Annotated in this window: 12 protein-coding genes; 3 read left to right on the top strand and 9 right to left on the bottom strand. The window is 31.7% G+C overall.

The features are described from left to right. Window positions 1–121 precede the first annotated feature (121 nt). Both thiI and ACWJKS_RS14415 read right to left on the bottom strand, forming a co-directional pair. The gene (gene thiI, locus ACWJKS_RS14410) at window positions 122–1,264 is read right to left on the bottom strand and encodes a tRNA uracil 4-sulfurtransferase ThiI (RefSeq protein ID WP_216301972.1); all 1,143 of its coding nucleotides are present in this window, start codon (window positions 1,262–1,264) and stop codon (window positions 122–124) included. A 25-nt stretch (window positions 1,265–1,289) separates the two neighbouring features. Further along, window positions 1,290–2,432: a cysteine desulfurase family protein gene (locus ACWJKS_RS14415; RefSeq protein ID WP_462959833.1), complete on the bottom strand. Its 1,143-nt coding sequence runs from the start codon at window positions 2,430–2,432 to the stop codon at window positions 1,290–1,292. Between the two features lie 350 nt (window positions 2,433–2,782). Here ACWJKS_RS14415 and ACWJKS_RS14420 point away from each other — a divergent pair, with 350 nt between their 5' ends. Next, a complete protein-coding gene (locus ACWJKS_RS14420; RefSeq protein ID WP_220319624.1) occupies window positions 2,783–3,682 on the top strand; it encodes a DMT family transporter in 900 nt (299 codons plus the stop codon). A 46-nt stretch (window positions 3,683–3,728) separates the two neighbouring features. On the opposite strand, the gene ACWJKS_RS14425 is transcribed toward ACWJKS_RS14420, so the two are convergent. Both ACWJKS_RS14425 and ACWJKS_RS14430 read right to left on the bottom strand, forming a co-directional pair. Then, entirely contained in the window at window positions 3,729–4,325 is a 597-nt protein-coding gene (locus tag ACWJKS_RS14425; protein WP_258280634.1) for a metallophosphoesterase family protein, read from the bottom strand. A 20-nt stretch (window positions 4,326–4,345) separates the two neighbouring features. Continuing rightward, window positions 4,346–6,259, bottom strand: coding sequence for a BMP family ABC transporter substrate-binding protein (locus ACWJKS_RS14430; protein WP_216301969.1), 1,914 nt, complete (start codon window positions 6,257–6,259; stop codon window positions 4,346–4,348). A 225-nt stretch (window positions 6,260–6,484) separates the two neighbouring features. Between ACWJKS_RS14430 and ACWJKS_RS14435 the strand changes: the two genes are divergently transcribed. Beyond that, window positions 6,485–6,913, top strand: coding sequence for a CBS domain-containing protein (locus ACWJKS_RS14435; RefSeq protein WP_462959834.1), 429 nt, complete (start codon window positions 6,485–6,487; stop codon window positions 6,911–6,913). Window positions 6,914–6,997: 84 nt separating this feature from the next. On the opposite strand, the gene nagB is transcribed toward ACWJKS_RS14435, so the two are convergent. Genes nagB through ACWJKS_RS14455 form a run of 4 tightly spaced genes read right to left on the bottom strand, consistent with a single transcriptional unit; the run spans window position 6,998 to window position 10,616 of the window. Next, window positions 6,998–7,723 (bottom strand): glucosamine-6-phosphate deaminase, encoded by a 726-nt coding sequence (gene nagB / locus ACWJKS_RS14440; protein WP_220286052.1) that lies wholly within the window; start codon window positions 7,721–7,723, stop codon window positions 6,998–7,000. A gap of 32 nt (window positions 7,724–7,755) precedes the next feature. Beyond that, window positions 7,756–8,919 carry an N-acetylglucosamine-6-phosphate deacetylase gene (nagA, locus tag ACWJKS_RS14445; protein ID WP_220319663.1) on the bottom strand — a complete coding sequence of 388 codons (1,164 nt, stop codon included), beginning with the start codon at window positions 8,917–8,919 and terminating at the stop codon, window positions 7,756–7,758. Between the two features lie 34 nt (window positions 8,920–8,953). Further along, complete coding sequence (murQ, locus tag ACWJKS_RS14450) at window positions 8,954–9,829, bottom strand: N-acetylmuramic acid 6-phosphate etherase (RefSeq protein WP_462959835.1); 876 nt, start codon at window positions 9,827–9,829, stop codon at window positions 8,954–8,956. 55 nt (window positions 9,830–9,884) lie between these two features. Beyond that, window positions 9,885–10,616, bottom strand: coding sequence for a GntR family transcriptional regulator (locus ACWJKS_RS14455; RefSeq protein WP_165411670.1), 732 nt, complete (start codon window positions 10,614–10,616; stop codon window positions 9,885–9,887). Window positions 10,617–11,062: 446 nt separating this feature from the next. Between ACWJKS_RS14455 and nagE the strand changes: the two genes are divergently transcribed. Beyond that, window positions 11,063–12,463: an N-acetylglucosamine-specific PTS transporter subunit IIBC gene (gene nagE, locus ACWJKS_RS14460; protein ID WP_462953638.1), complete on the top strand. Its 1,401-nt coding sequence runs from the start codon at window positions 11,063–11,065 to the stop codon at window positions 12,461–12,463. Window positions 12,464–12,524: 61 nt separating this feature from the next. Here nagE and ACWJKS_RS14465 read toward each other — a convergent pair whose 3' ends face one another. Next, window positions 12,525–14,681 (bottom strand): heavy metal translocating P-type ATPase, encoded by a 2,157-nt coding sequence (locus ACWJKS_RS14465; RefSeq protein ID WP_462959836.1) that lies wholly within the window; start codon window positions 14,679–14,681, stop codon window positions 12,525–12,527. Window positions 14,682–14,744 lie beyond the last annotated feature (63 nt).

Here is a 14,744-nt window from a genome sequence, read left to right on the forward strand (position 1 = left end):
TGATTTTTTCTCTGTACCTTTTTTAGCTATGTTAATCACCCCTTCAATATGTGTTTATTATATTATTATTAACACTTTATTTAATTTAATACACATGATTGATTAACTAACATAAATATATTTATTTATAAATTTCCATATCCAAAATAGCCTTCTCAACTAGACTATCAATATCTAAAACTGATTCAGATTTAATTATCTCAATTAACCTTGGTTTTGTTTTTGGATGTTTAGGAACAAAAATTGTACAACAATCCTCATAAGGTAAAATAGAGGTTTCGTAAGTTTCTATTTTTCTTGACACATCTATAATATCTATTTTATCCATAGCGATCAGTGGTCTAAACACTGGTCTATCAGAAACATCATCACTTACTACAAGTCCCTCCATAGTTTGACTAGCTACCTGCCCTATGCTTTCTCCTGTAGTTACTGAATTTATGCCATATTTTTCGGCTAGAGCACACGCAAGCCTCATCATAAATCTTCTCATAATTATTGTTAATTCGTCTTCTCTACACTTTTCTATAATTTGCATCTGGATTTCAGTAAAAGGTACAACATACAAAGTCAATTTACCGGTGTATTCTTTTAAAATACTAGTTAATTGCTTTACCTTATCCTTTGCTCTTTCACTAGTATACGGATGGCTATGATAATAAACTGCATGAAGTTCTACCCCACGTCTTGCCATCATGTAGCCTGCAACAGGTGAGTCTATACCTCCTGATAACATAAGCATAGTACTACCATTCATTCCATAAGGTAATCCACCCACTGCCTTTATTCTTTTAGCATAAATGTATGCCATATTTCTTATTTCAACATTTATTGTACACTCTGGATTATGTACATCTACACTTACGTCTTCGTTATTTTGTAATATATAACCCCCTACTTTTCGACTTACGTCCATAGACCCTGGGCTAAATTTTTTGTTTGCTCTATTAGTTTCTACTTTAAAAGTTTTAGCGGCGCTTTCTATCATGTCTAAAAGTGCTTGCTTTTCAATACTCTCCATAGAAGCTTCAACCTGTGTAACTACGCAAACCTCCATTACTCCAAAAACATTTTTAACCTTCTCTATAATTCCCTCCATCATTTCTGAGTATATAAACCATCTTCCTTGATCTTCAACAAATTCGTAATTTAAGTCTCTTATAGCATTTTTTATATTGTCTTTAAGTTTTTTTTCGAATTTACCTCTGTTGAGCCCTTTTAAAAAGATTTCTGGTGCAAATTTTACTAAAATTAATTTTCTCATCTTTTGACACTCCTTCTGTAATGCATTATCTTTTGTTCATTTTTCTTAAAAACTTTAGTGATTTATTTAATTCGATTATAACATAGTCTATTTCATCCTTATTATTGCACTCTGAAAAACTAAACCGTATAGTTCCACCTTGCTCCTCTAAACTTCTTCCAAGTGCCTTTAATATTTCACTACTTTTATGATTTTTAGAAGAACATGCTGAACCTGTAGACACATATATCCCTTTTGCTTCTAATGCATGAAGTAATACTTCTCCTTTAATCCCTTTAAATGAAACACTTAATATATACGGTATAAAATGATCTTCTAGTTTGCTATTAATTATAACATCATCTAACTTAGACAGTTTTTCTATAAAATATTTCTTTACCTCTAAAACACTGTTAAAATTCTCATGTTGATTTTTGCAGCTAGTCTCTACTGCAGTTCCAAATCCCACAATTCCAGCAAGATTTTCTGTACCAGATCTTAAATTTCTTTCTTGTCCTCCCCCATTTATTAAGCTACCCGGTATAAGTCCTTTCCGTATATATGCAAATCCAATTCCGCGTGGTCCATGTATTTTATGTGCACTAGTCGATAGTAAATCAATATTACACTTTTGTACATCAATAGGAATCTTTCCGTAACTTTGTACTGCATCCACATGAAATTTAGCCCTACTACTTTTCTCTTTAATTCGTTTTCCTATAAGCTCAATATCCTGCACTACACCTACTTCGTTATTAACGTGCATTACGCTAACAATTTGAGTATTCTTATCTATACTGTCTATAAGATTTTCTATATCAATTCTACCACTTTCATCTACATCAATATAAGTAACCTTTATTCCTAAATCTTCTAACGCCTTAAATGTGTCTAATACACTTGGATGCTCTATTTTAGTAGTTATTATATTTGAAGATGTTTTAGCAAACCCCTTTATAAGAAAATTATTACTTTCACTTCCTCCTGATGTAAATATTATTTCCTCACTGCTAGCATTTATGCTACTCGCAATATTTACCCTTATCTCTCTAAGTTTTTGCTCTGCCTTAAACCCAAAACTATGTGCTGAAGATGGATTACCATAATAATTTCTCATAGTACTACATACATCCTCAATAACTGCTTCATAAGGCTTAGTAGTTGCACTGTTATCTAAATATATTTCCATGCTTTTATCTCTCTCCTCTAAATATCGTTAAAGAATCCACTAACTGTATATATTAATTCTTACTATTTCGCTCTGTTTTATTTAATTATAAATATGTTAATTATTAATGTCAATAAATAAAAAAATATCCTAGAAAGGGTGAACCTGATATGGAGCTGATGATTATAGAATGGATTAATAAAAAAATTGAATTATCACTTATTACGATATAATTTATAGGTTAATGATTACTTTTATGGTAAAATAAATTTATTGGAACATATAATTTATCAACTGACATTTGAGTAATTTCACAAAATTTAAATCGCTTAACCTTAGTATTACACATACAAATTGAAGGAGTGATAACCATGAAAATTACTGACAAAAAAAAGAGTATCCTTGCCGATATGTCTTTGCTTTTAGTTGCAATTTTTTGGGGCGGTGGTTTTATAGCTGTAAAAGGTGCTTTAGATAGTCTTACACCCTTTTATATTATGGCAATGCGTTTTAGTATTTCTGCGATTATTATGCTTTTAATTTTCAGAAAGAAGGTTAAACTTATTACTAAAAATGAACTTAAGGTTGGTACTTTGGTTGGACTTCTCTTGTTTTTAGGCTTTGCTGCTCAAACTATTGGTATGAAATATACAACTGCTGGTAAAAATGCTTTTTTAACTGGAACTAATGTAGTTATTGTGCCCTTCCTTTATTGGATAATTAGCAAAAAAAAGCCAGATACATATTCATTAATATCTGCATTTTTGTGCTTTGTTGGAATAGGAATGCTAACCTTAGATGGAGGTATACGTATTGGACTGGGTGATGGTTTAACTCTATTATGTGCAGTATTTTTTGCAGCTCATATAGTTTCTGTTGGATTTTTCACTGAAAAAGTTGATGCTATATCACTTGTAATAATACAGTTAGGTGCCGCTGCAGTATTTTCAATTATAGCCGCTTTAATTTATGAACCAATGCCACAATCATTAAATTCAGATACAATATTTGCAATTAGTTATTTAGCAATTTTTAGCACAATGATTGCATTTATTATACAAAATGTAGCTCAGAAATATACCACTTCTACTCATGCTGCTATTATCTTATGTTTAGAATCTGTTTTCGGTTCTATTTTATCTGTTGTAATGCTTAATGAGATATTTACATCAAAAATGATTTTAGGATGTTTAATTATATTTGTTGCAATTATAACAACAGAAACTAAATTAAATTTCTTAAAAATCAAGAAAATATCCGCTACTCCATAAAACAAATATAAAGAGCTCATGGGCAAAACCATTGCCCATGAGCTCTTTATATTTCAATAATATGATATTTAAATGCATTTATAAGAGTGGTGGTGTTATAAATCATTTTTCTATCACCTTTCCCATAGACCAAATGCTGATGAGCGTAAAAGAAATATTTCGGAGAGTATTTATTTAAAATATCGATAAATACTTCAAATCCCTGATGACAAAGATCCTTTCCATCCCCCATACCTTTTGCAGGTGAATGGGTGACTAATATATCAAACCCTTTATTCTTCCATAAACACAATTTTAATTTCGAAACTCTTTTTTGCATTTCCTTTTGAGAATATTGAAAAGGGCCTTTATTATAGTCAATAGATCCTCCAAGACCTAGTATTCTAATATTTTTATATACTATTATCTTATCATCAATAGGGATACATCCAGCTGGCGGTTTTTCTAAATATGATATATCATGATTACCGTTAACATAAAATACAGGTGCTTTAATCATATTCGCTAGATATTCTAAATAATCTGCCTTTAAATCTCCACATGAAATTACCATCTGAATTTCTTTAAACCTTTCACAATCAAAATGATCCCAAATGTAACTATCTTCTATATCTGAAACTAATAGAACTTTAACTTTAATCACCTACTTATCTTCTGATTATTCTACTCCTCCACCGGAAGTTTTCCTACAACATTGTCTACAAACCAGTCCATATATAACATATCCTCGTAGTTTCCTATATCACCATCATTTATCCTAAGTTGACCTTTTGTATCGTGCACCGGACCAGTAAAAGTGTGGAATCTGTTTTCAATAATTAATTCGCGCATTATAACTACTAATTTTTGAGTTTGAATTGGTACATTATGTTTTGAATATATAATATCCACAAGTCCCGAGTCCATCCCCCACCAAAAACTTACTCGTTTAGATTCAGTACTAAAAATACCTTTAAAACTACCATTTACTATATTTCTAAGTATTTTCTCATAAAACTGTCCCCAATCCCATGTAATTAAAGCATAGTTCACTTCCGGTATCCATTTACTCTCTTTTTCACTATACTTTAGTGAATATAGTCCAAAATCTCTTGACCCCTTACCTAAAGCTGTTAGGTCATTTTGCATTATGAGATCTGCACCGAGCCTTTGAAGCCCTTGAATTAATTCCTTTGAATGATTGATATCCCCTGTTTCATTAAGCCAAGAAATCATAACTTTCGCATTCGGATTTACAGTTTTAACGCCTAATGCAAAAGCATTAATCCCCGTTATAACTTCTGTTTCATTATAAATATCTATATATCCTATAATATTTGATTTTGTAATAGCCCCGGCAATAAGCCCTAGTAAAAACCTTGGTTCATGAGAACGCCCAAAATAAGTACTTACATTTCTAAAAGCCTTTACGGGAGAGCAGTTAAAAAATTTAATATTGTCATACTTTAAAGCCGCCCTCAACGTTATATTAAGATAAGATGGACATGTAGTAAATATAATGTCATAATCTTTTTCACATAACTCCCTTAATCTTTCATAACTATCACCCTCAGTTTGAAAATTATCTATAACAAAAGTTTCTATTTCACCTTCTAATTCATTTTGTGCATACAGTCTTCCTAGATTATGAACATAACTCCAACCTGATGTATCAATAGTCTTTTCAAAAATAAAACCTACTCTTAATTTTTTATGTGGGCCTACTAAATTTGTAAATGAAGTAATAACATTTTTCCTACGCACATCAAAAGGTTCCGTTTGGATTTCTACTGCATTGTTTCTTGAAAGTATTTTAAGTTCTCCTAAGAACTTACGAACCCTTGATTTTCTCTTTGTTTCTATGAATTCGTCTGAGATTCCATAAATTTTTATATATTTTAAAAACGCATCTCCAGTGGTAGTATTTAATTTATCTCCACCTAATTCGTAAAAGGTATTTCTAAAAGGTGAATAAACATTTTTTAAAAAATGCTCGTATTTATTTGAAAATAAGCTAAGCTTCGGATTATATCCATCCAAATACTTCAAAAGCTCGGTAAAGCTACCCTCCCTGGAAAACCAAATAGCATTTATCCCAGTCTCATTATTAAAGTTCAAAAATTCATAATATATTATGTTATTTAAATCATTCTCATCCTTTTTAGGAACTAGCCTAGTAACATCGCCCTCTATCGCATAGGCATCCACGTATTTTAATACACTTACACGCTTATTTCCCTCCATAACATAAAATTCATTCATATACTCATAAATTTTTACAGGGTCAATTATTCCATCTTTAATGTGATGAGCATAGACCGCTTGCCATTTCATAGAGAATTCGCTATCAATACTAGCTAGAGGAAGAAAGTTCGTTGCAAAATCCCTACTCCTTGTATAAAAATAGGATCCTATTATTTTTTTTAATGGAATGCTTTTTATTCCTAAAGGGACTTCCGCTACTATATCTATTTTTTTTAAAATACTATCTAAGGATAATATATGGCCAGAAGCCCCTCTTGATATGTCCATGTGATATTTAACTTTAGCCAATTTGCTAGCCTTTTTATATTCTTCAACAGATGAAAAACTGATCATACACTCACTCCTTAATTTTTCCAGCTATCCATACCATTACCACAACAGCCTATTATGGTAAATATTCTTTTATATATTATAATATACCAAAATGTATTTAACAACATTTTGATAGATACTGATATGTTTAATAGATTATTAATAAATAACTCTATTAAACATGTTATAATAATATTGTAAGATATCTAACAACCCAAAATATAAATCTTTAAAGGATGGTAAAGTATGAACATAGCATTTTTTCTTACACCTAAAAGTGAACTTGTTTATGAAAGACCAAGCTCTACAATGAGGCAAGCATTAGAACGGATGGAGTACCACAGATACACATCTGTGCCCTTAATAAATGAAACAGGTAATTATGTAGGTACTTTAACAGAAGGTGATTTATTATGGAAACTAAAGAATACTCCAAATTTAAGTTTTAATGATACAAATAAAATTTTAATTGAAGATATCCCAAGGCATATCTCTAACAAAGCAGTATTAATTAGTGCAGATATAGAGAGCTTAATATCACTAGCGAAGGATCAAAACTTTGTCCCCGTTGTAGATGATAATGGCGTTTTTATAGGAATAATTAAAAGAAGTGATATAATAACTTATTGTTATAATTTATTATACGAACATAATGAATTGAAAGCTTTAATTTAATTAAAGCATAAGCATACTAGAATAAATATATAATTTAAATAAAACACCTATACTAGCTTAATATCTAGTATAGGTGTTTTACTTTTATAAATTACTAGCAGCCTTTTTATCTAAAATTATTGTTACATCATTATGAAGCTGCAGAATTGAAGCAGGCATATTAGGATTTATTTTACCTTTAACAGCTCTTTCTATAGCTTCAGCCTTATTTAAGCCGTTAGCAAGTAAAATAATTTTTTTAGAATTCATTATTGTCTTTATTCCCATACTTATCGCTTTTACTGGTACATCCTTTCTTGATTTAAAAAACCTAGAATTAGCTTCTATTGTTTGTTCATTAAGATTAACTAAATGCGTTTCTGCCTCAAAGGTTACATCTGGTTCGTTGAATCCAATATGCCCATTTCCACCTATACCAAGGATCTGCATATCTATGCCGCCAACTTCTTTTATTTTATTTTCATAGCCTCTGCATGAAGCCTCAATATCCATTGCCATACCATCAGGCACGTTAATATTTTTTACGTTTACATTTATACTATTAAACAAATTATTAATCATATAATTATAGTAGCTTTGAGGATCTTCTCTATTAATTCCATAATATTCGTCCAGGTTAAAAGTTCTGACCTCATTAAAATCTACTTCTTTTTTGTTATACAACGCAATTAATTCCTTATACATGCCAAGTGGAGTATCTCCAGTAGCTAGGCCCAATACACTATCAGGCTTTAACATAACTTGGCTTGCAATCATCAAAGCAGCTTTTTTACTCATTTCTTCATAATTATCTAAAACTAATATTCTCATATTCGCACCACCTTATAATAATACTCAAAATTTTACTTTTGAGTTTCGTAAACTATTTTGCCTTCTACTATTGTTAAAAATACATCTATATCATCATCAAAAACAACTATATCTGCATCGAATCCAGCCTCTAACCTGCCCTTTTTATTATCCATATTAATAACCTTTGCCGGAACATGCGATGCCATTGCCACTACCTCATAGATTTCTAAATCACTATGATTTAACATGTTTTTAACAGCCTTATTTAAGGTTAAAACACTACCTGCGAGTGTTCCATCCTGAAGTCTTGCAGCTCCATTTTCAACTGTTACCTTCTGTCCACCAAGCTCATAATTGCCACTCTTCATACATCCAGCTCTCATAGAATCTGTTATAAGTACCATTTTATCTTTATGTTTGATATTTATGAGCATCTTAAAAATTGCTGGATGAACATGTATTAGATCCGCTATTAGCTCGCATGTTATATCATTTGTGAAAATTGCACCTACAATTCCTGGTTTTCTATGATTTAAGGGAGTCATAGCATTGAATGTATGAGTCGCATGTGTTATGCCATCCTCAATAGCACGTACAGCCTCTTCATAACTTGCATCTGAATGACCTACTGATAATGTAATTTTAGAATTACTTTTTACTTTTTTTATAAAACTATGATTTTCATCCTTTTCTGGCGCAAGGGTTATAATTTTAATAATATCTAAATAATCCTTTATAATATCATAATTGGGCTTTATAATATTATCCGCCTTCTGAGCCCCTTTGTACTTCTCATTTATGAAAGGTCCCTCCATATGTGCCCCTAGAATCTTTGCCCCTTCATTTTCTAATGACATTGCCTGTCTAATAGCATCTAACGCACTATATATACTAATTGAGTCCATAGTCATTGTAGTAGGTAGATAAGATGTTACTCCATTTTCAGCTATTGTAGTACTTATAACCCTCAATGCCGTAGCCGTTGCATCCATGGTATCATAGCCTCCGGAGCCGTGAATATGAATATCAATAAAGCCAGGTGATACATATTTACCCTTAGCATCTATCACTAGTATTTCTTCCTTATACTCTTTTTTATACTGAAGGAAGTTATCATTATTTATAATGTCTATAATTTTTGTATCGAAAATTATTACACTATCATAAATTATTCTATCTCTCATAATAAGTTTTCCATTAACTATAGCTTTAATATTAATCACCTCATCAAATATTTGAATATAATTATTATAATGTTGCTAATGCCTTAGCTACATTTCCCTTGGTCTTTTCCAAGGCTTCTTTTGCTTTTTTAAGGGTTACATCTTTTTTAATTTTAACAATACACACTTTAGGGTCATATTCGCAGATTTCTAGATTTTTATTCACTAGGGCATCATCCACACCTGTGGCAATCTTTACTATTTCGCGTACACGTTGTTGTAACTTTTTATTAATAGGTCGTACATTAACCATCAAGTTAGTATAAGTTTTGCCAAGTTTTATCATGGCCACAGTGCTTAACATATTTAAAACCATTTTTTGTGCAGTACCTGCTTTCATTCTAGTTGACCCTAGTATTACTTCTGATCCAACCTCTATAGCTATAGTAACTTCGCAAATATCTTTGATTTTGCCCTTTGAATTACATATAAGTGCTATAGTTTTGCAACCCATTTCTTTAGCGTATTCCATAGCGCGTACAACATAAGGGGTATTACCACTAGCTGTTACGCCGACTATTACATCTTTTTTATTTATATTTACCTTTTCTAAATCTAGAATTGCCAGTTCTGGATCATCCTCCGTATGTTCAAGCCATCCACTTATTGCCTCTTTTCCACCAGAAATAATTCCTTGAACCATAGAATCCGCGGTACCAAATGTAGGAGGACATTCTGATGCATCCATTACTCCTAATTTTCCACTTGTGCCACTACCAATATAAAAAAGCCTCCCACCATCTTCAAAGCTTTCAACTATTAGTTCCACAGCTTTCTCTATATTACTTAGCTCATTTTCAATAGCTATAGCTACTTTTTTATCCTCATCATTCACTTTCTTAAGAATTTCAAAGGTGTTCATTGTATCTAAATTAAATTTATTTTCATTATTTCCCTTCATAAAAAACCTCCTTATTTATCTATGGGGTATATGACAATTCTGGATTGTTTTCCTATTATTTTAAGTTTATTTGATATTTATACTTATCACTTCTATATATGGCTTTGGTATATTCAATTGGAGTTTCATTTTCTAAATAGGTGGTTCGCCTAAATATTAGTGCCAAAGCATCATTTTCTTGGTTAAGAAGGTTACTTTCATATTGATTTAACATTGTAGGTTCAATTGTTTGTTTCGCTTTATCCGGATGATGACCATACTTTTGACGAAAAATTTCATATAGTGATTTATCTTCAATAATTTCTTTAGTCATTCCATTAAATAAAAAATATGGAAGCCACGCTGTTTCAATTGCTACTGGTTGCTGATCACTAAATCTCAGTCTTTTAATTTCAATAATTTTATTTTCATCTTCAGGCATTTTCAGTTCAAGCTTGCATTTCTTTGTTGCGTCTATTACCTTAAAAGATAATATTTTAGTTTTTGATACCACTCCATTTTCTTGCATTTGCTCAGTAAATCCTTTGAGCCGTGATATTTCACTATTAACCTTTGCAGTAGACACAAAAGTCCCTTTTCCCTGTTCTCTATAAATTAACCCCTCATTTACTAAGGACATAATAGCCTTATTTACGGTCATTCTGCTGACCCCTTGAATTTCACACAGTTCTCTTTCTGTTGGAATTGATTCCCCTGGCTTTAAAACTTCATTTTCTATCATTTCCTGTAATATTTCTTTTATTTGATAATGAAGTGGTATAGGGTTATCCTTCGAAATTTTTCTCAAATTTTTCCCTCCTTGATTAATAATATTTTTTGGTAAATTAGTGCACATATGCAATTTATATGTTATTATATTGTTATGTTGTATATACCAATTATATTTCAAATTTGTTTTTTTTACAACCTATTTGAAACAACAAATTACAATTTAGTATTAATAGCTATCTGATTCGATTATAGAGTCCATAGAAAATAGTTTAGATTTATAATGCATATTCTCTTTTATTCCTCTATTGTAAACCTTTAACGATTTTTTTATCATGTATATCATGGTGTTAGATTTCTTAAATATTCTTAGTACTGAGTAATACTTAATAATATCTTTTCACCTATATTAATAAATATCACTGCATTTATCCCTATAATTTAATCATGTAACATGCCATGAAACCCACAGGGAGGATAAGAATTAATAATTTTTATCTAATCCAAAAACGAGGAGGTAATAAAATGTCTAAAAACAACAAATTTTCATCAAATCTTCAAAAACTTGGAAAAGCTATGATGACGCCAATTGCAGTTATGCCTGCAGCCGGATTACTATTAAGATTAGGGGCTCCAGATATATTTAATATTGCATGGATGTTCGCTGCCGGAAATGCTATTTTTGGCCATCTTCCTATGATTTTTGCAATTGGTATAGCTATAGGTCTTGCAGATGATAACAATGGAGTTGCAGGTCTTGCAGCTGCAGTTGGCTACTTTGTATTAACTGACGTTGCTGTCACTTTTAATTCTAAGATAGATATGGGTGTACTAGCAGGTATTATCGTTGGTATATTATCCGGTTACCTATACAACAAGTATAAGAGTATAAGGGTTCCAGATTTCTTAGGTTTCTTCGGTGGTAAACGTTTCGTTCCAATTATAACATCCTTTTACACTTTAATTATAGGTGTGGGCGCTGGTTATATCTGGCCTCATATTCAAGATATTATTAATAATGCAGGTAATTCTATTGCTCACTCTGGCTCTATAGGCGCCTTCTTATATGGAGTCCTAAATAGATTGCTTATTCCCTTTGGATTACACCATGTTATGAACACACTTATTTGGGTACAGTTTGGTACCTTTACGGATGCTGCTGGCAAGGTCGTTACAGGAGACCTTACTAGATTTTTTGCACAAGACCCAACTGCCGGGACATTTATGACAGGCTTTTTCCCAATTATGATGTTTGGTCTTCCTGCTGCATGTCTTGCAATGATAGCTACAGCTAAAAAAGAAAATAGAAAAGCTGTAACTGGAATGCTTCTTGGTATTGCTTTTACTGCTTTCCTAACTGGTATTACAGAACCAATTGAATTCTTATTCATGTTCATTGCACCAGCACTATATTTAATGCATGCTATATTAACGGGAGCAGCTTTTGCTTTAACTTCTGCTTTAGGCGTTAAATCTGGTTTCACTTTCTCTGCAGGTATACTTGACTATGTTCTAAGCTTTGGAATCGCGAGCAAGCCAATACTTTTAATAATAATAGGTTTAATATTCGGTGTTATTTATTTCTTTGTTTTCTACTTCTCTATTAAGAAGTTCGACTTAAAGACTCCAGGTAGAGGAGATGATGAAACCTCTCCTGCACTTGCTAAACTAAATACTTCTGAGTTAGGTCTTAGAGCTATTAGTATGTTAGAGGCTATTGGAGGCAAAGCAAATATAAAGACTATAGATGCTTGTATTACACGAGTAAGGTTATCTATTAAAGACAATGCTCTTATTGATGAACCTAGATTAAAGCAGCTTGGGGCTACTGCTGTTATGAAAATCGGAAACAATAACTACCAGATTATTGTTGGTACCATTGCTGATCCACTAGTAACTCAAATGAAAATTGCTATGACACGATAGTCCTTAATCACATAAAAAAGGTTAACAAGAACTTTTCGTTCTTGTTAACCTTTTACTATTTTTAGCTATTAACCTTCATTGCTCTCATTGAATTTAACACTGCAATTAAAGCGACTCCTACATCACCAAAAACAGCTTCCCACATAGTTGAAATTCCGAAAACTGCCAATGTTAAAATAACTGCTTTTACACTTAGTGCAAAGATAATATTTTGCATAACAATTGTTTTTGTTCTTTTAGCAATTTTTATAGCTTCAGCAATTTTTGATGGTTCATCTGTCATTATTACTATATCTGCCGCCTCTATTGCAGCATCAGAACCTACACCACCCATTGCAATCCCAATATCTGCTCTTGCGAGCACCGGCGCATCATTAATTCCATCTCCTACAAATACTATCTTCTCTTTAGGTGATTTTTCTTTTTGAAGCAATTCTAACTTTTCTACCTTCTCGTGTGGAAGAAGTTCTGAGTAAACTTCATCTACACCAAGTATTTTTCCAATACTCGTCGCTATATCTTTATTGTCACCAGTAAGCATTACTATTTTTTTAACACCCATAGATTTCAAATCGACTATTGCTTGAATAGAGTCTTCTTTTATCTCATCTGAAATTATAATACTACCTGCATATTTCTTGTCTATAGCTACATATATTATTGTGCCTACATTTCCAGCTTTATTATAGGAAATTTTCTCACTATCCATTAACTTTGAATTACCAGCTAACACATGTTTCCCTTTAACTTTAGCCCTAATACCTTTTCCAGCTATTTCTTCGACGCCTTCAATATCTTCACTACGTATATCTTTGCCATAAGCTTTTATTATAGATGTAGCAATAGGATGATTAGAATTGCTTTCTGCATGAGCTGCATACTCTAATAATTCATCCCTACTTATCTCACCTTCTGTATGCATCTGCGTAACCACAAATACTCCTTTAGTTAGTGTTCCTGTCTTATCAAAAATTACTACTTCAACGCTATTTAATGCCTCCAAGTAATTTCCACCTTTAACCAAAATACCATTTTTAGATGCACCACCTATTCCTCCAAAAAACCCAAGTGGAATAGATATTACGAGTGCACAAGGGCAAGATACTACTAAAAATACCAATGCTTTATATATCCATTGTGAGAAAGTAGCACCAGGTATTAAAAGGGGTGGAAGTATTGCTAGTGCTGTTGCACTTATAACTACAATCGGTGTGTAATATCTTGCAAATTTAGTTATAAAATTTTCAGTTGGTGCTTTTTTGCTGCTAGCATTTTGCACTAAATCCAAAATTTTTGCAAGGGTTGATTCTCCAAATTCTTTCGCAACCTCTATAGTTAATAATCCATTTTTATTTATGCACCCTGCCAAAATTTCATCGCCGCTTTTAACTTCTCTTGGAACTGATTCACCAGTTAATGCAGCTGTATCTACTAATGATTTTCCTTCTATAACAATACCATCTAATGGCACTTTTTCTCCGGGCTTTACTATTATAATATCCCCAATGTGTACTTCCTCTGGATCTACCTTTACAATTTCATCTTTAATTTTTTTATTTGCATAATCTGGCCTTATATCCATAAGCGCAGATATAGATTTTCTTGATTTATTTACAGCGATATCTTGGAAAAATTCTCCTACTTGATAAAAAAGCATAACCCCAACGCCTTCTGAAAATTGTCCAATAGAAAATGCTCCTACTGTAGCGAGTGCCATTAAGAAATTCTCATCAAATAATTGTCCTCTTAATATATTTTTCACTGCAACTATTAGGACGTCTCCACCAATTAATAAATAACTTATGAGGAATAACGCAAATTCAATTAAATAATCTAATTTAAACAAAACTGCTACGATGAAAATTACTACACCTACAGAGAAACGTATAATTTTATTTTTATTAGTTCCTTCTTCCCCGTGATCATGGTTATGATCATGGTTATGGCTATGACCCTTTTCCTCATGCTTAAATGTTTTTACTTGTTTTACTATAAATTTAACACCAGGTTCTATTCTTTTAACTATTTTTTTTGCATCATCTATAACACTTATTATTTTTTCTTCACTTTGAAATTGAATTACTAAGCTTTTAGTGACAAAATTTATATTTGCATCTAATACTCCATCTATCTTTTTACATTGAGCTTCAATTTTGTTTGCACAATTAGCACAACCTAGACCTTCTAAAATGAATTCTCTTTTTATTATAGTACTCATTTTCTCCCCCACTTTCAAAGTTTTTATTTGCTTTTATATTATAAATTTTTCTTTATGTAATAG

Source organism: Clostridium sp. CM038, assembly GCF_055081105.1.

Bases quoted from the DNA above. Each gene is read 5' to 3' on its own strand.
- thiI (WP_216301972.1), bottom strand. From the start codon at position 1,264: ATGAGAAAATTAATTTTAGTAAAATTTGCACCAGAAATCTTTTTAAAA.
- ACWJKS_RS14415 (WP_462959833.1), bottom strand. From the start codon at position 2,432: ATGGAAATATATTTAGATAACAGTGCAACTACTAAGCCTTATGAAGCA.
- ACWJKS_RS14420 (WP_220319624.1), top strand. From the start codon at position 2,783: ATGAAAATTACTGACAAAAAAAAGAGTATCCTTGCCGATATGTCTTTG.
- ACWJKS_RS14435 (WP_462959834.1), top strand. From the start codon at position 6,485: ATGAACATAGCATTTTTTCTTACACCTAAAAGTGAACTTGTTTATGAA.
- nagB (WP_220286052.1), bottom strand. From the start codon at position 7,723: ATGAGAATATTAGTTTTAGATAATTATGAAGAAATGAGTAAAAAAGCT.
- ACWJKS_RS14430 (WP_216301969.1), bottom strand. From the start codon at position 6,259: ATGATCAGTTTTTCATCTGTTGAAGAATATAAAAAGGCTAGCAAATTG.
- murQ (WP_462959835.1), bottom strand. From the start codon at position 9,829: ATGAAGGGAAATAATGAAAATAAATTTAATTTAGATACAATGAACACC.
- ACWJKS_RS14465 (WP_462959836.1), bottom strand. From the start codon at position 14,681: ATGAGTACTATAATAAAAAGAGAATTCATTTTAGAAGGTCTAGGTTGT.
- nagE (WP_462953638.1), top strand. From the start codon at position 11,063: ATGTCTAAAAACAACAAATTTTCATCAAATCTTCAAAAACTTGGAAAA.